Raw genomic sequence first — 14,978 nt, 5'->3', positions numbered from 1 at the left:
CAGGGTCAGTCGAACAGCCGGAGCCGGTACGCGCCCCGCTGTTCGCCGTCGTCGTGGTACGTGACTGGTTCTTCGACGCCCGTGACGCGGTCAGCGTCGATTGCTGCGGCCGTGACGACGCCCGGTGCGCTCCACGACTCCGTGCGTCCTCCCTCGACGTCGTAGACGCGGACGCCGTGTCTCGACGCATCGCGCTCGCGGAAGTGCTGTGCGACTGGCACTGCGAGCCGGTCACCGTGAATCGCCGTCTCGTGAGAGAAGCCGCCGACTTCGTCCGCGAACGCGACGTCGCCGTCCGGTGTCACCCCGACCGCGGTGTGCTCGCTCGGGTGGCGGGCGTCCGTCTCGCGGCCCGCCTCGGGGTAGGTATTCCCGGTGACGAATACGGCTCCCGCACCGGTCGCGTGGACGTGGTTCGGATACGCGTACACTGTCTCGTCGCCGCGCTCGACCGGCCGCCCGAGGTCGACGGCCCACCGGACGCCGTCGCCGTCGATGCGGTAGCCGCGGTAGTCCGCGTGGCTCGCGGCGACGAACCCGCCCGGGGCGAGCGCGACGTCGCCGACGCGCCGGTCGCCGCCTCCCGGCGGGTCCCAGCGCCGCCGCTCCTCGCCCGTGTCGGCGTCCAGAACGACCAGCCCGGCGCCGTGGTCGCCGGGACAGCGGTTGTACGCGACGGCCACGCGGTCGCCGTCCGCGGCGAGGCTAATCGGCGACGCGTCGGCCGCGAACCGCCACGCGACGCTCCCGTCCGCCTCGAACGCGTAGACTGCGCTCCGGAAGTTCCGGCCGCCGTCCGGGCCGCGCTCGTAGCGGCGCGCAGCGACGAACGCGCGCTTCCCGCCGTCGCTCACTACCGCGTCGGCGACGAACGGCAGGTAGAACCGCGTCTCGCGTTCCGGGTCGCCGATGTCGTCTGCGGTCCGGTACCGCCAGCGCACGTCGCCAGTGTCGGCGTCGTGGAGGCGTATCTCGCCGTCCACGCCGCGCTCACCGGCGAGCACGCCGTCCGCGAAGGGTGCGAGCGCGACGACGCTCCCTCGGTGGTCGGCCTCGTTTCGCCACCGTTCGGTCGGGTCGCCGTCGAACGCCGCGACCGTCCCGTCAGCGAGGCCGGCGACGGCGCCGTCGTCGGTGAGACAGACGCTCGACCGGCGGCCGAGTTGCCGGGAACCGTTCGGTTGGACGCCCCCTAACTCGACCGCGCGGCTACTCGTCTGCCGGGAAGGCATCGTGCAGCGAATGGTGGGTCTCACCGAGGTCGTCGAGGAACGAGTCGCCGTGGTCCGCGAGGCGGGCCAGCGAGCGCTCGGCGTCTCGCACCGCGATGAGGCGGCCACGGAGGTAGTCGTACTCGGGGTCGCTCTCGTCGGTCGCGGCGACCTCCTCTTCGAGGTCGACGAGCGCGGCATCGAGGTGGCGCTGGAGTTCCGAGAGGGAGTCGGCGTTCGCCAGCCCTTCGATGGGGCCGTCGAGGTGTCCCTCTAGTTCTTTCTCGGCGTGCTCGCGGGCGCTCCGGTCGGTAGTGCCGAGGACGTTCATCAGGCCGAGTCGTAGGGCTTCGAGTTCGTGGCAGGTCATAGTAGCTGTGAGTCGAGGTCGGCGACGATGCGCTCGCGGTCGAGGTGTGAGGCGACGATGCGGTCGGCGTCGTCGGGGGCGACGCGCTGGTACCAGACGCCGTCCGGGTAGACGGCGACGTTCGGGCCGTCGCCGCACTGGCCGAGGCACGACGAGCGCGTGACGCGCACGTTCCCGCCGTCGGCGTCCCGGGCGGCTTGCCGGAGGCGTTCGAGGACTGCGGGCGCGCCGTCCGTCGCGCACGTCTGGTTCGTGCAGACGGCGACGTGCTTGTCGGGCGCGTCGTGGGCGTGGGGGGCGTCGGCGACGTTCTCGCGGTCGGCGTGGGCTTCGCGGTGGTCGAGCGCGCGCAGCATCGCCTTCGCGCCGCCGACGTCCTCCTCGTAGCCGTCCAATTCGACCTTGTACTTGCAGGTGTCACAGGACATCTCGACGCTGCCCGTGCGGGCTTCTTGCCAGCGGTCGCCGAGCACGTCCAGCAGCCGGGGGTCCGTGCCCAGCGGGTCGCCACAGGCCGCTTCCACGTAGGGGTATTCAGCGTCAAAGTCGGCGGCTCCGTCCCGGATGCGGCCCGTGAGCACGCCGTCGCCGAGCATGTACGGCAGGACGACCACGGCGTCCGGGCGGTGTTTGGCGACGTCGTGGAGCGTGTCCGCGAGTGTCGGCTCCGTGACGCCGATAAACGTCGCGTCCACGCGGGAGAACTCGCGGCCTTCGTAGAGCAGGCGAGCGAGTTTGTGGACGTCGGCGTTCGCATCCGGATCGCTGGACCCGCGAGCGCACAGCACGACCGCCACGTCGTCGCTCGCGCGGTCGACGCCGAGGTCGGCCTCGACGCTCGCGGCGCGGTCGTCCAGCAGGTCGACGATGGCCGGGTGGACGCCGAGATGCGAGCCGTTGTCGAAGGCCACGTCGGGGTGGTCGGCGCGCGCCTGCCGGAGCGCCGCGGGCACGTCGTTCTTGACGTGGCTGGCGGCGAACAGCGACAGGTGGACCACGGAGATGCTGGAGACAGCGGGCGCGAGCGCGTCGATGGCGTCCGCAATCGACGGCTCCGCGAGTTCGAGGAACCCCGCGTCCACGGGTACGCCCAGCCGCGCTTCGAGGTCCGCAGCGAGCGTGCGCACTTGCTCGTTGGACTCTTCACGGCGCGAGCCGTGGCCGACCAGCAGGACGGCTTCGTCGTTCAGGCTGGCCGTCGCCTCGTCGGTGCGGCTCACGGCCCCACCTCCAGCGAGACGTCGACGTCTTCAGCCTGTTCGAGGCTCCGCCGGAGCTTCCGGCGGCGCGACGGCGCGAACAGCCCAGACGCCTCGCTGCCCTCGTAGAGCCACGCGCCGACTTCCGGGACGGCGTCGTCCTCGACGCTGAAGTAGTAGCCCGAGGAGGCGTCGGCCAATTCGCCGTACGGCGCGTCCACGGGCGCGTCGTCGAGGAGCGACTGAATCGTGTCGAGGAGCGCGCGGTCGTCGTGGACGAACGAGAGCCCCACGGTGCCCGACGAGGACTTGAAGCAGACCGTGCCGCAGGCTTCGACGAGTCCGCGGAGGAGTTGGCGGTCGTGGTCGGCGAGCGCGTCCAGCCGGTAGCCGCCCGCGTCGCCCGAAATGGGCAGGCCGAACGCGGCCGCCGCGCGGGCCGCGAGCCCGCCGAACACCTGCACGGTGTACTCGTCCTCGCGGCGCGTAATCGACGTGTCGTGGGCGTACTCGCGTTCCTCGACGTGGTGGCCGGTGCGCTCGCCGCCGGCGATGGCTGCGAGTTTGTCGGCGACGGCCTCGTCGCTCGTCTCGACGGTCACGCAGGCGTCGCCGAGTTCCCCCGCGCCCGCGACGTACCCCCAGAAGTACGCGGTCTCAGGGTGCGCGGCGAGCGCGGACGCCGGCACGGCCACGTCGGACTCGTCGGTACTCACGGCTCGCCCTCCACGGCTTCGACGGTGATGGCGTCGAACGGGCACGCTGCTGCGGCGTCCTCGGCGTCCGCGACGCGCTCGTCGTCGAACGTTCCGACCACCGTTTCGTCGTCTCGCTCGATGGTACCCTCGTCGCTATCCTCGGGCGGCGCGGGGTCCGCGTCCGGGTCGAGCGTGGCGATGCCGTCGTCGTCCTCGACGAACCGCGGGTCGCGCGTCAGGCACGCGAACACGCCGTCGCAGGCGTCGCGGTCGATTGTCACTCGGTACATCAGTAGTCGTACTTCGTCTCGTAGCCGCGCGGGGTGACCATCCGGTCGTCGAAGACGTACGTGTCCTCGTTGCCGACGACAACGGTCGTGGTCATGTCCACGAGGTCGGTCTCGCCGTACGACTCCAGCTCGCCCAGCGTCGTGAGTTCGACTTCCTCGTCCTCGCGGCCCGCGCCGTGGACGATACCCACGGGGGTGTCCGCGTCGCGGTGCGCGAGCAGAATCTCGCAGGCCTTCTGGAAGTTCTCGCGACGCTTGCGGCTCCACGGGTTGTAGATAGAGATGGTGAACCCCTCGCCGGCGACGGCGTGCAGCCGCGACTCGATTTCCGGCATCGGCGTGAGGTGGTCCGACAGCGAGACGCTCACGGAGTCGTTCACGAGCGGTGCGCCGAGCCGCGCCCCACAAGACTGGGCTGCGGGGACGCCCGGCACGACCTCGAAGTCCAGTGCGGACGCGGTCGCACCCTTCGACTCCACGATTTCGAGTGCGAGCCCCGCCAGCGCGTAGACGTTCGGGTCGCCGCTCCCGACGATGGCGACGTCGTTGCCCGCGAGCGCGCGGTCGATGGCCTCCTCCGTGCGGGAGACCTCGCCGCACATCGGCGTGTCGTAGATGGCCTCCGCGTCGTCGGTGATGTCGTCGGGGATGAGGTCGATGTACGTCGTGTACCCGACAATGTGTTCGGCGTCCGCGAGCGCGCCCTTCGCCCGCTCAGTCATCCCCTTGGGCTGACCGGGGCCGAGGCCCACTGCGGTGAGTTTGCCGGGGTCGGCGTCGAAGTCATCGGCGGTCGAGCCAACCTTCTCCTCGGTGCTCTCGGACGCGCCACACGACGAAGACGACGAGTCGGTGCTGCTGGACGCGCCGCACTTCGACTCGCTGGACGAGTCCGTCGTGCTCGCTGCGCCACAGTTGGAAGTCGATGCGTCGGTCTCGGTGGTGGTGTCGTCAGTGCTCATCAGAAGTCCTCGACGTCACGCCCGCCGCGCGGGGTGACGAGGTGTTCGCGGTGGTCGTTGGTCCATACCTCCGTCTCGTGGTTCCCGACGAGAATCGAGGTGCCCATGCCGCCGACCTTCTCGTCGTGGTCGGCGACCTCTCCGAGCGTCGTCACGGTGTGCGTCTCGCCCTCGGTGTTCCGGCCGGCGTCGCCCCGTCCCGCGTCGTTGACGATGGCGACGGGCACGTCGTCCGCGCGCTCCTCGCGGAGCACCTGGACGGCGCGCTCGTAGTCCCGCCAGCAGTTGTAGAGGACGACGACGAACCCGCTGATGGCGGCCGCGCGGAGTTTCTCCTCGATTTCCTCCCAGCCGCGCCACTTCTCCGACAGCGAGATGGTGCAGAAGTCGTTCGACAGCGGCGCACCGAGGTTCGCCGCGCCGCCCAGCGCCGCCGTCACGCCTGGCACGATTTCGATGGGGACGTCGTACGCCTCGTCCTCCTCGGCCATCAGGTAGACCAAGTCGGACTTGCCGTAGACATTCGGGTCGCCGCCGGAGACGTGCGCGACGTCCTCGCCGTCGCGGACGCGCTCGAACGCCTCACGCGCGAGTTCGACCTGCCGCCCCATCGTCGAACGCACGATTTCCTGGTCGGGACGCTCGCCGGCGTCCTCGGGCGGGAGCGTGCCGTCGCGTCGCAGGAACTCCTGGTAGAGGTTCGACGCGACCACGCAGTCCGCCGTTCGCACCACGTCCTTCGCGCGCTGAGTCATCCCGCCCGGGAGGCCGGGGCCGATGCCGACGACGTACAGCGTACCGTAGTCGCTGGTGTCGGTAGCAGTGGCGGCATCGCTGTCGGTAGATGTATCAGCGCTCATCGTCCCACCGCCACTGTCACGGCCTCGTCGTAGCGCTCCTTCTCAACGAGCAGGTCGTGGTCGTGGCCGCCCGCGATTGCGGACGCCTCCGCGATGCCGGGCCAGCCGATGAGTTCCTTCGAGCGCGAGGGCGTCGGGCCCTCGTGGTCTTCGAGGGTCTCCTTCTCGAAGGAGACGACGCCCAAATCGAGTTCCTCGGCAGCGGCGAGCAGTCCGTCTTCGTCCGCTTTCCGGGTGCCCGTCGCGATGAACTCCACGTCGTCGAGGTTGTAGTCCGTGGGTTCGAGGCTGGCCGCCCACGCGTCGAGGAACTGCTGTTTCTTCGCGCCGGAGACGCTGCCCGTTCCGAGGACGACGCCGTCGTCGCCGTTGCGCTTGAGGACGGTGACGTCGTCGTCGGCGAGCACGGCCGCGGGGCCGTCGAGGCGCGCGACCGGGCCGAGATTCTCGTCGAGGACCGCGAGATTCGTCGCGACTGTGGAGTCGCCGTTGACGACGTGCGCGTCGAGGGCTCGCGCGCGCTCCTCGACGCCCTGCTTGCCCGCGGCCTCGCTGGCCGTGGTCACGGCCGGTACCGCACCCATCGACGCGAGGTCGTCGGCGACCTGGTTCGCGCCGTGGTGGCCGCCGGTGAGTGGAATCGCCCACGTGAGTTCCTCGTCGACCACGACGACCGCGGGGTCGTCCCACTTGTCGTCGAGCAGGCCCGCGGTCTTGCGCATCGCGATGCCGGAGGCCATCAGTCCGACGAAGCAGTCGTACTCGCCCCAGTGCTCCTCGAAGACGTCGCCGTGGTACTCCAGAATCTCGATGGAGTCGTAGCGGTCGCCGATGCCCGCCACGATGTCCTCGGCGGTGCTCATCTTCCGCTCAAACGCCACGATGGCGATGTCTTCGGCGACCTCGCCGTCGGAGTCGGGCGTCGAACAGTGCGCTCCAGAACCGTCGCTGTCGTTGCTGTCGGTGCTCATGGTTAGTCGTCCGCCTCGCTCTCGCTGCCGCTACGGTTCGCCCAGTCGCCGTAGAGGTACGAGCGGTCGTAGTTCGCGCCCGCCCCGGCGTCGCCGATAACGACGAGCGCGGAGGCTCGGTACCCCGCGTTCTCGACTTTCTCGCCGATGGTTTCGACGGTGCCCTCGATGACGTCCTCGTCGGGCCACGACGCGTGGTAGACGACGGTAACGGGGGTGTCGGGGTCGTGGCCGTCGTCGCGGAGTCGGTCCATCACGTCCGGGATGGCGTGCGTGCCGAGGTAGATGCAGGTCGTCACGTCGCCCATCTCGACGAAGTCGGAGACGTGGTCGTCCTCCGGGTCAAGTGTGCGTCCTTGCGGGCGTGTGAATGCGACGTGGTTCGCGGTGCCGTTCAGCGTGAGTTGCGTGCGTAGCGTCGCCGACGCCGCGAACGCCGACGTGACGCCGGGAACGATGTACGTCGGGACGCCTTCTTGTTCGAGGGCGTCCATCTGCTCCAGGGCCGCGCCGTAGATTGCGGGGTCGCCGCTGTGCAGGCGGACGACGGTGCGGCCGTCCTCGTGGGCGTCCCGCATCAGCGGTATCAGTTCTTCGAGGTCCTTCCCCACGGAGGAGACGGTCTCGGCGTCCGCACAGTACTCGTCCAGGAGTTCGCTGTTCACGAGCGAGCCGGCGTGTACGACGAGGTCTGTATCCTCGACGAGTTCCTTTCCGGTCACCGTGAGCAGGCCGGGGTCACCCGGGCCAGCGCCGATGAACGGGATGCCCTCTTGGACGTCGCCGGCGGTGTGCTCGTAGACGCGGGGGTCGCGGCCGCGTTCGCGCTGCTCGCTGGCGGCGTCGATGGCGGCCTGCGGGTCCGTCGCGTCAGTCACCGCCGACCACTCCATTAGGACTGTCTGCACCGTCGCGGGCGTCCTCGAAGGCCGTCGGGCGGTCCTTCTGTAAGTCCGCGCGTTCGGCGTACGCGAGCGTGTAGTAGTCCCGCTCGGCGATTTCGGTGGGGTCGCTCGTCACGCGCTCGTCGCCCTGCTCCATGAACAGCCGACGGCCGTACGTGACGTCGTAGCCGGCGTCCACGAGGCCGTCGTGGGTCGCGGGCGCGTCCGTGACCTTGAACAGGACCATGCGGTCCGGGCCAGTCGGGGATTTCCCCTGGGCGGCCTCGCGGAGCGCGAGCCCTGCACCAGCGTCGATTTCCACGCCGAGCGCGGTGGCGAACGCGGTGACCGCGCTGACGCCCGGGACGACCTCCACGTCCACGTCGGGGTGGAAAGCGTCGAGCGTGCGGCGGAGGTGGCCGAACGTCGAGTAGACGTTCGGGTCGCCGAGCGTCACGAACGCGGCGTCCCCGTCGCTGGCACGCGGTGCGACTTCCGCGGCGGCGTCCCGCCACGCGTCGCGGAGTTCCTGTGGGTCCCGCGTCATCGGGAAGTCGAGGTCGCCGATGCGCGACTCGAGGACGTGTTCGGTGGCGACCGTCCGCGAGAGCCGGCCAGGCGAGTAGACGACGTCCACGGTTTCGAGGACGCGCTTCCCGCGTACGGTCACGAGGTCGGCTTCGCCAGGACCGAGGCCGACACCGTAGAGGGTCATCGGTCGCCCTCCGCGGCGTCCTCGGTGGCGCTCCCGACGAGCATGTAGACGGGGTTCTGGGAGTCGAAGGAGGTCGCGCCCGCGAGCTCGTAGCCGTGGCTCACCTGGAACTGGACGACCTCCTCCAGGAGGTCGCGTTCGCGGAACGCCTCGGTGGCAGCGCCCGCGACTTCCAGGCGGGAGACATTCATCACGACCGTCTCGACGCTCGCGTCGACGGCGTAGTCGAGGACGGCCTCGTAGTTCCGGCTGCCGCCGAGGAACAGCGCGTCGGCGTCCTCGGGGAGGCCATTGGGGGCTTCGGCGTGGCGGACGTCGACGGCGTCCGCGAGGCCGTTCGCTGCGAGGTTGCGTTCGGTGGTCTCGACGCGCTCGCGCTTGCGCTCGACGGCGGTGACGCGGCCAGCGTCGCGGGCTGCGTCGGCTGTGACTGCGCCCGTGCAGGAGCCGACTTCGGCGAAGTGGTCGTCGGGCCCGAGCGCGAGCTTGGCCCGGAGGACTGCTCGCACCTCCGATTTGGTCGGTCCGGCTTTGGCGTCGTGGGGGAGTCGGGTCTGAGCCATCACCGAACACAACAGCAGTAGCGCCTAAAACAATTTTGGTTGTATTAGAGAAAGTGTGGTTTTGTTATGGCTGGCGAAACGGCCAGTAGCGCAACCGAGGACGGAGTTTGTACAAAGATACTTGAATTAGGGACGCGTCAGGTCGTGGTGAATGAGCGATTCGAGCACCGTTGGGGAGCTGGGGGTTCTCCGGAGCAAGCGCAACGCCACACGCTACCAGATACTCGTCGAAATCGCCGAACGCCAGCCCGCGGTCAGCCAGCGCGAAATCGCGGAAGCCATCGGCGTCACCGCGCAAGCGGTCAGCGACTACCTCGGCGACCTCGTCGAGGACGGCCACGTGCGCAAGCACGGCCGCGGCCGCTACGAGGTCACCAAGGAGGGCGTCGACTGGCTCATCTCCCAGACCGACGACCTCCGGTCGTTCGTGGAGTACGTCTCCGAGAACGTCATCGAAGAGGTCGAGGTCGACACCGCCATCGCCACCGCGGAAATCCAGGAGGGCCAGCGCGTCACGCTCGCGATGCAGGACGGCGTGATGCACGCCACGCCCGGCGACGTCGGCAGCGCCACCGCCGTCGCAGTCACGTCGGCCGAACCCGGCCAGGACGTTGGTGCCGCGGAGTTCGAGGGAATGCTCGACTACCAGCCCGGCGAAGTTACCGTGCTCTCGGTTCCGACTGTTCGAGAGGGCGGGAGTCGCGCGCTCGCCAAGGACGTCGTCGAAGACCGGCTTGCGGAACACGACCGCGTGGCTGCTGCGGGCGTCGAAGCACTCGTCGCCGTGCGGGACGCTGGCGTCGAGCCTGACATCCGCTTCGGGACCGCCGAAGCCGTCCCGGAAGCCGCGAGCAAGGGACTGTCCGTGTTGCTCGTGGCGACGACTGACCGGCTCTCCGAGCACACCGACCCGCTGCGCGAGCGCAACGTCGGCTACGAGGTCGTCGAAGCCGGCGACTAGTAACTAGTAGAGTTCGCCGCCCAGCGGTACGTCCTCGTCCGGGCCAACGAGCATGGGGTTGCCATTTTCGTCCGGGACGCCGACGGTGAGCACTTCCGACTCGTAGCCCGCGATGTTGACCGTGCCGAGGTTCGTCGCGCACAACACCTGCCGGCCGACGAGGTCGTCGGGGTCGTAGTTGTAGCCGGTCTGCGCGGCCGACTGGACGACCTCCTCGCCGAGGTCGACGTCAAGTTTCACGAGTTCGGGCTTGCGGGCTTCCGGGAACGGTTCTGCGGCGACGACTTCGCCGACGGCGAACGTCGTCTCGAAGAGGTTCGATGGCACGCACGAGGCGACGGAGTGCGGGGGCAAAACGGTTCGGGACCAACTACTTTGCCGCCGCCCCGCCAAGGGACGGTATGGGTCTGATACTCTACGAACTGGACGGCTGCCCGTACTGCGAGAAGGCCGCGAACGCGCTTGACGACGCGGGCGTCGACTACGAGACGGTCTGGGTGGACGCGATGCACTCCGAACGCAACGAGGTCAAGCGCGTGAGCGGCCAGCGCGGCGTCCCCGTGCTCGTGGACGACGACCACGGCGTGACGATGGCCGAGAGCGAGAACATCCTGACGTACGTCGAACGCACTTTCGCATGAAAATCTACACGCGCCGCGGCGACACCGGGAAGACGGACCTCCGGGACATGACGCGGGTATCGAAGACCAGCCCGCGCATCGAAGCGTACGGCACCGTCGACGAGGTGAACGCGCTCATCGGGACGGTGCGGCCGACTGGCGTCGAGGAACTCGACGAGTACCTCGAGGCCGCGCAGAATCACCTCCACGTCGTGCAGGCGGATCTCGCCAACCCCGAACCCGAGGAGGACGACCCAGTCGTCACCGAGGAGCACGTCAACCAGGTCGAGGCGTGGATAGACGCCTGCGAGGAACAGTTGGAACCGCTGGAGTCGTTCATCCTGCCGGGCGGCGACGAGGCCGGCGCGAGCCTCCACCACGCGCGAGCGGTCTGCCGGCGCGCCGAGCGTCGCGCGGTCGCGCTCGCCGACCACGAGGACGAAGTCAACGAGACCGCAATCGCATACCTGAACCGGCTCTCCGACGCGCTGTTCGTGTTCGCGCGGCTGGCGAATCTGGAAGCAGGTGTCCGCGAGGAGTCGCCGTCGTACTGACGGCGCGCGGACGAGATGATGCCTTCGTCCCGTGTGGGACGCGGTTGGTGCCGACGGGTGACAGGCTGGGACAGACGCGGACGGACGGCCGGCGGCGTCCGCCGCACGAGTTTTAGGTTTGCCCAAAACGACTAAAATCTATCGGTGGCGGGCATCGGGGCGTGGTTCGGTGCATCACTCCGCGCGTCGACTAAACGCAAGCCTTAATGGCGGCCTGCGGGTACTATCTGGTGCGCGGGTCGGTGGTCTAGTCCGGTTATGACGGCTCCTTCACACGGAGCAGGTCGGCGGTTCAACTCCGCCCCGACCCACTTCTCCTTGAACCGACGCCAGCCAGCGACGCGTGTGTCCCTGGCTGCGTCGTGACTGCGTGAATGGCGTCGGAAGGGGTTGAACCCTGCAAGTCGCGCGCAGCGGGGCGGGCACGGCTTGCTCTGGTTCAACTCCGCCCCGGCCGTCTCGCTCCGCTTCCATTCGCCTCGACTGACTTCTTCCGGTTTGAATCCACCTACTCCTCGTACGGTTCGTGCGTCGCTTCCCAGCCGTCCAGTGTCGGTTCGACGTCCGTGACTTCGTGGAAGCGAATCGCCTGTTCTTGTTTCGTTCGGACGCGCGTGTCGTAGTGGTCGGCGGCATACTCGAAGTCGTCTCCAGAGTCGTCGACGAACGCGCGGTGGTCGTCGAGGCGGCTGGTGGCGAACTCCCGAGAGAGCGCGGGGGCGTCGCGGATGCGGTCGTCGAAGGCGTCGGCGAGGCCGTCGTCGCGTTCGACGCCGACGGAGTGGCGGCCGGCGATTGCGGCGGCGAGGCTCGTGGTGCCGGTCCCCCAGAACGGGTCGAGGACGGTGTCGCCGTAGACGGAGTACATGTTCACGAGGCGGTAGGGGAGTTCCAGCGGGAACGCCGCCGAGCGCTCCCGCAACTCGGGGTCGGCGAGCGTCTGGTGCTCACCGTTGAGGTCGTCCCAGACGTCCGAGAACCAGCGGTTGCGCTCCTCCCAGAAGTACGCGGCCTCGTAGCGGCGGTCGGCGCGCGGCTCGAACTCGCGGCGCTGGCCGTTCCGGAAGACGAGGACGTGCTCGCGTTCGAGCGTGACGTACGCGTTCGGCGGCACCATCCCGCTGCCCATGAACTTCGCGGCGGAGTTGGTGGGTTTGCGCCAGAGCACGCCCGGGAGCGGGTCGAAGCCCAGCGACTGGAAGGCGTCGGTGACGCGCGCGTGGTTGTCGTAGACGCGGAACCGGCCGAGGTTGCGGGTGGCGTCACCGACGTTGACGACGGCGATGCCACCCGGGGCGAGCACGCGCGCGAGTTCCGCCCACGCGTCGTCAAGCACGGAGAGCATCAGGTCGTGGGCGCGGTCGCCGTCGCCGGCGTCGAGCGCGTCGCCGACGGCGGAGTCGAGGGCGGCGAAGACGTCGTCCCACATCTCGATCATCGGGTACGGCGGCGACGTGACCACGAGGTCCACGGAGTCGTCGGCGAGTGGGAGGTCGCGGGCGTCGCCGACGTGGACGCGGTGGGTGGTCTCCATTCACTCAGTCGTCCGCACGCCCACACGTAGGCGTTTCGCTGGCGTCAGGCGTCGCTCATGCGGCGCGCGTCAGTGGCGTCACAGACCAGACACCGGCTCACGCGGTAGGGCTCCCGCGAGCAGCCGGGGTTGTCCACGGCGTGGTTCTCCACGCGGAGCTCGATGCGGACCGCGTGGCGGGTCGCTCGGTCGCAGTCCTGGCAGAACTCCCGGAGGTTCGAGTCGGGGGCGGTAGTAGTCATCGTGTCCGATTGGTCAATCGGCTAGAGTATAAACCGGGGATACAGTGGCCGCCGTTTTGGGACGGTTAAGCCGAATTAACGACGATTTACGGGCTGCTGCGGCACGAGGGGAGAACCAGAACTGCTGGCCGCGGCCGTTGGACCTAACTACCAGCGTGGTGTGTATTCACACGCCGGTCGCGTGGCTCGGCCAGGGGTGTCCGAGCCCGCAGCGACCTGCGCTCCGTCCTCACGTTTCTCACCGCACAGCCACGGCTCCCGGCTGCTCGTTTCCGAAAGAAAAGCGGCGCGTGCCGGCTACAGCAGGTCTTCGATGTCGTCCGCGACTTCCTCTGGGGTGTCGCCGACGGGGACGCCTGCCTCGTTGAGCGCGTTGATTTTGGACTCGGCAGTACCGGTGCCGCTGCCGGAGACGATGGCACCCGCGTGGCCCATGCGCTTGCCCGGCGGCGCGGTGCGGCCCGCGATGAAGCCGGCAACCGGCGTGTCCATGTTCTGCGCGATGTACTCGGCGGCCTCCTCCTCGTCCTCGCCGCCGATTTCGCCGCACATCACGACGGCCTCGGTCTCCTCATCGGCCTCGAACAGTTCGAGGGCGTCGATGAAGTCCGTCCCGATGATGGGGTCGCCCCCGATGCCGATGGCGGTGGTCTGGCCGATGCCGCGCTGGGTGAGCGAGTCCACGACCTGGTAGGTCAGCGTGCCGGAGCGGGAGACGAGCCCGACCTTCCCCTCCGAGAAGATGTTCCCGGGGAGGATGCCGAGTTTCGCCTCGCCAGGCGTGATGATACCCGGGCAGTTCGGCCCCTGCAGGCGCGTGTCGGTCTCCTGCAGGCGCTTGTTCACCTTCGCCATGTCCTGGGTGGGGATGCCCTCGGTGATGGCGACGGCGAGGTCGAGGTCCGTGTCGAGGGCCTCGAAGATTGCGTCCGCGGCGAACGCCGGCGGCACGAAGATGACCGAGGCGTCGGCGTCCTCCTCGTCGACGGCGTCGTGGACGGTGTCGTACACCGGGACGCCGGCGACCTCCTGGCCGCCCTTGCCCGGCACCGCGCCCGCGACGACGTTCGTGCCGTAATCGATCATCTGTTCGGCGTGGAACTTTCCTTCCCCGCCGGTGATACCCTGTACCACGACGCGAGTGTCGTCGTCGACTAGAATGCTCATTGTTCTGCCTCCGTGTCAGCGTATTCGACGGCGCGCTGCACGGCGCCTTCGAGCGTTTCCTCGACGGTCACCAGCTCGTCGTTGAGAATCTCGCGGCCCTCCTCGGCGTTCGTGCCGGCGAGGCGCACCACGACGCGCTTGGGAATCTCGTCGAACTGTTCGAGCGCGCTGTTGATGCCCTTTGCGACCTCGTCGCCGCGCGTGATGCCGCCGAAGATGTTGAACACGACGCTGTCGACGTTCTCGTCGCTGAACACCATGTCGAGGGCGTTCGCGACGCGTTCGGCTTTCGCGCCGCCACCGATGTCCAGGAAATTCGCGGGCTTGCCGCCGTAGTAGTCCACGAGGTCCAGCGTCGTCATCACGAGTCCGGCGCCGTTGCCGATGATGCCGACGTTGCCGTCGAGGCGCACGTAGTCGAAGCCGTACTCGTTGGCCTTGGCTTCGAGTTCGTCCTCGGCGGCCTCGTCTTCCATCTCCGCGAGTTCCGGCTGACGGAACAGCGCGTCCTCGTCGATGTTCATCACGGCGTCGGCCGCGATGACTTCGTCGTCGCTGGTGACCATCAGCGGGTTGACCTCGACGTCGCTGCCGTCGCGGTCCTCGTAGAGTTCGTAGAGGGTCGTCAGGATGGATGCGACGTCGCCCGCGACCTCGCGGGGGATGCCGGCGTCGTAGACGACCTTCCGCGCCTGGAAGGGGTGGAGGCCGAACGCGGGGTCGACGTGCTCCCGGGCGATGGCCTCGGGGTCTTCCTCCGCGACTTCCTCGATGTTGACGCCACCTTTCTCGGAGACCATCACGACGGGTTTGCCCTCGCCGCGATCCATGGTGACGCCGACGTACAGTTCGTTCGTGAAGTCGACTGCTTCCTCGACGAGAACCTTGTCGACCGTGTACCCCTTGAGGTCCATGCCGAGGATGGACTCGGCGGCCTCGCGGGCTTCGGTTTCGTTCTCGGCGAGTTTGATGCCGCCGGCCTTCCCGCGGCCGCCGACGTGTACCTGGGCCTTCACCGCGACGGGGTAGCCGAGGTCACTCGCGGCCTCAACGACCTCGTCGACGGACGTGGCGAGCGTCGACCCGGGGGTCGGGATGCCCGCCTCGGCGAAGACCTGCTTCGCCTGATACTCGTGGAGCTTCATTTTGCACTCGGAAGGCTGTCGCGGGTTCGCAT

General features: G+C 68.7%; 19 protein-coding genes and 1 tRNA gene. 4 read left to right on the top strand and 16 right to left on the bottom strand.

Going from position 1 to position 14,978, the window contains the following annotated elements:
• Window positions 1–5: 5 nt before the first annotated feature.
• From LPA44_RS08430 to cbiT, 11 genes are read right to left on the bottom strand one after another with little or no spacing between them, the layout of a single operon-like run.
• Window positions 6–1,232 (bottom strand): outer membrane protein assembly factor BamB family protein, encoded by a 1,227-nt coding sequence (locus LPA44_RS08430; RefSeq protein ID WP_230889136.1) that lies wholly within the window; start codon window positions 1,230–1,232, stop codon window positions 6–8.
• Window positions 1,210–1,581 (bottom strand): DUF3209 family protein, encoded by a 372-nt coding sequence (locus LPA44_RS08425; protein WP_230889135.1) that lies wholly within the window; start codon window positions 1,579–1,581, stop codon window positions 1,210–1,212. Before LPA44_RS08425 ends, LPA44_RS08430 begins: the two co-directional genes overlap by 23 nt.
• Window positions 1,578–2,801: a CbiX/SirB N-terminal domain-containing protein gene (locus LPA44_RS08420; RefSeq protein WP_230889134.1), complete on the bottom strand. Its 1,224-nt coding sequence runs from the start codon at window positions 2,799–2,801 to the stop codon at window positions 1,578–1,580. Before LPA44_RS08420 ends, LPA44_RS08425 begins: the two co-directional genes overlap by 4 nt.
• Complete coding sequence (locus LPA44_RS08415) at window positions 2,798–3,496, bottom strand: cobalamin biosynthesis protein (protein ID WP_230889133.1); 699 nt, start codon at window positions 3,494–3,496, stop codon at window positions 2,798–2,800. The genes LPA44_RS08420 and LPA44_RS08415 overlap by 4 nt, the downstream gene beginning before the upstream one ends.
• The gene (locus LPA44_RS08410; protein WP_230889132.1) at window positions 3,493–3,768 is read right to left on the bottom strand and encodes a ferredoxin; all 276 of its coding nucleotides are present in this window, start codon (window positions 3,766–3,768) and stop codon (window positions 3,493–3,495) included. The genes LPA44_RS08415 and LPA44_RS08410 overlap by 4 nt, the downstream gene beginning before the upstream one ends.
• On the bottom strand, window positions 3,768–4,730 hold the full coding sequence (gene cobJ / locus LPA44_RS08405) for a precorrin-3B C(17)-methyltransferase (RefSeq protein WP_230889131.1): 963 nt from the start codon (window positions 4,728–4,730) through the stop codon (window positions 3,768–3,770). Before cobJ ends, LPA44_RS08410 begins: the two co-directional genes overlap by 1 nt.
• Window positions 4,730–5,590 (bottom strand): precorrin-3B C(17)-methyltransferase, encoded by an 861-nt coding sequence (locus LPA44_RS08400; protein ID WP_230889130.1) that lies wholly within the window; start codon window positions 5,588–5,590, stop codon window positions 4,730–4,732. The genes cobJ and LPA44_RS08400 overlap by 1 nt, the downstream gene beginning before the upstream one ends.
• Entirely contained in the window at window positions 5,587–6,561 is a 975-nt protein-coding gene (cbiG, locus tag LPA44_RS08395; RefSeq protein ID WP_230889129.1) for a cobalt-precorrin 5A hydrolase, read from the bottom strand. Before cbiG ends, LPA44_RS08400 begins: the two co-directional genes overlap by 4 nt.
• A gap of 2 nt (window positions 6,562–6,563) precedes the next feature.
• Entirely contained in the window at window positions 6,564–7,454 is an 891-nt protein-coding gene (locus tag LPA44_RS08390; protein WP_230889178.1) for a cobalt-precorrin-4/precorrin-4 C(11)-methyltransferase, read from the bottom strand.
• The gene (locus LPA44_RS08385; RefSeq protein ID WP_230889128.1) at window positions 7,432–8,160 is read right to left on the bottom strand and encodes a cobalt-factor II C(20)-methyltransferase; all 729 of its coding nucleotides are present in this window, start codon (window positions 8,158–8,160) and stop codon (window positions 7,432–7,434) included. Before LPA44_RS08385 ends, LPA44_RS08390 begins: the two co-directional genes overlap by 23 nt.
• Window positions 8,157–8,723 (bottom strand): precorrin-6Y C5,15-methyltransferase (decarboxylating) subunit CbiT, encoded by a 567-nt coding sequence (gene cbiT, locus LPA44_RS08380; protein WP_230889127.1) that lies wholly within the window; start codon window positions 8,721–8,723, stop codon window positions 8,157–8,159. Before cbiT ends, LPA44_RS08385 begins: the two co-directional genes overlap by 4 nt.
• 151 nt (window positions 8,724–8,874) lie before the next feature.
• Here cbiT and LPA44_RS08375 point away from each other — a divergent pair, with 151 nt between their 5' ends.
• The gene (locus LPA44_RS08375; protein WP_230889126.1) at window positions 8,875–9,684 is read left to right on the top strand and encodes a DUF7839 domain-containing protein; all 810 of its coding nucleotides are present in this window, start codon (window positions 8,875–8,877) and stop codon (window positions 9,682–9,684) included.
• Between the two features lie 3 nt (window positions 9,685–9,687).
• Here the strand turns inward: LPA44_RS08375 and LPA44_RS08370 are convergent, their stop codons facing one another.
• On the bottom strand, window positions 9,688–10,011 hold the full coding sequence (locus LPA44_RS08370) for a tRNA-binding protein (RefSeq protein ID WP_230889125.1): 324 nt from the start codon (window positions 10,009–10,011) through the stop codon (window positions 9,688–9,690).
• Between the two features lie 74 nt (window positions 10,012–10,085).
• Here LPA44_RS08370 and LPA44_RS08365 point away from each other — a divergent pair, with 74 nt between their 5' ends.
• The 3 genes from LPA44_RS08365 to LPA44_RS08355 all read left to right on the top strand — a co-directional run bounded on the left by LPA44_RS08365 (window position 10,086) and on the right by LPA44_RS08355 (window position 11,169).
• Complete coding sequence (locus LPA44_RS08365; RefSeq protein WP_230889124.1) at window positions 10,086–10,325, top strand: glutaredoxin family protein; 240 nt, start codon at window positions 10,086–10,088, stop codon at window positions 10,323–10,325.
• The gene (locus tag LPA44_RS08360) at window positions 10,322–10,858 is read left to right on the top strand and encodes a cob(I)yrinic acid a,c-diamide adenosyltransferase (protein ID WP_230889123.1); all 537 of its coding nucleotides are present in this window, start codon (window positions 10,322–10,324) and stop codon (window positions 10,856–10,858) included. Before LPA44_RS08365 ends, LPA44_RS08360 begins: the two co-directional genes overlap by 4 nt.
• 236 nt (window positions 10,859–11,094) lie before the next feature.
• Window positions 11,095–11,169 (top strand) — tRNA-Val (locus LPA44_RS08355).
• 197 nt (window positions 11,170–11,366) lie between these two features.
• Here the strand turns inward: LPA44_RS08355 and LPA44_RS08350 are convergent.
• The 4 genes from LPA44_RS08350 to sucC all read right to left on the bottom strand — a co-directional run bounded on the left by LPA44_RS08350 (window position 11,367) and on the right by sucC (window position 14,946).
• Entirely contained in the window at window positions 11,367–12,392 is a 1,026-nt protein-coding gene (locus tag LPA44_RS08350; protein ID WP_230889122.1) for a DNA-methyltransferase, read from the bottom strand.
• 44 nt (window positions 12,393–12,436) lie between these two features.
• On the bottom strand, window positions 12,437–12,634 hold the full coding sequence (locus LPA44_RS08345; RefSeq protein ID WP_230889121.1) for a DUF7835 family putative zinc beta-ribbon protein: 198 nt from the start codon (window positions 12,632–12,634) through the stop codon (window positions 12,437–12,439).
• Window positions 12,635–12,931: 297 nt separating this feature from the next.
• Complete coding sequence (sucD, locus tag LPA44_RS08340) at window positions 12,932–13,801, bottom strand: succinate--CoA ligase subunit alpha (RefSeq protein ID WP_230889120.1); 870 nt, start codon at window positions 13,799–13,801, stop codon at window positions 12,932–12,934.
• Window positions 13,798–14,946: an ADP-forming succinate--CoA ligase subunit beta gene (gene sucC / locus LPA44_RS08335; RefSeq protein ID WP_230889119.1), complete on the bottom strand. Its 1,149-nt coding sequence runs from the start codon at window positions 14,944–14,946 to the stop codon at window positions 13,798–13,800. Before sucC ends, sucD begins: the two co-directional genes overlap by 4 nt.
• Between the last annotated feature and the right edge of the window lie 32 nt (window positions 14,947–14,978).

Source organism: Halobacterium sp. KA-4, from assembly GCF_021028995.1.
Classification (GTDB): domain Archaea; phylum Halobacteriota; class Halobacteria; order Halobacteriales; family Halobacteriaceae; genus Halobacterium.
The sequence above is the reverse complement of the archived record's forward strand: the minus strand, read 5'-3'. Positions and strand labels throughout refer to the sequence as shown.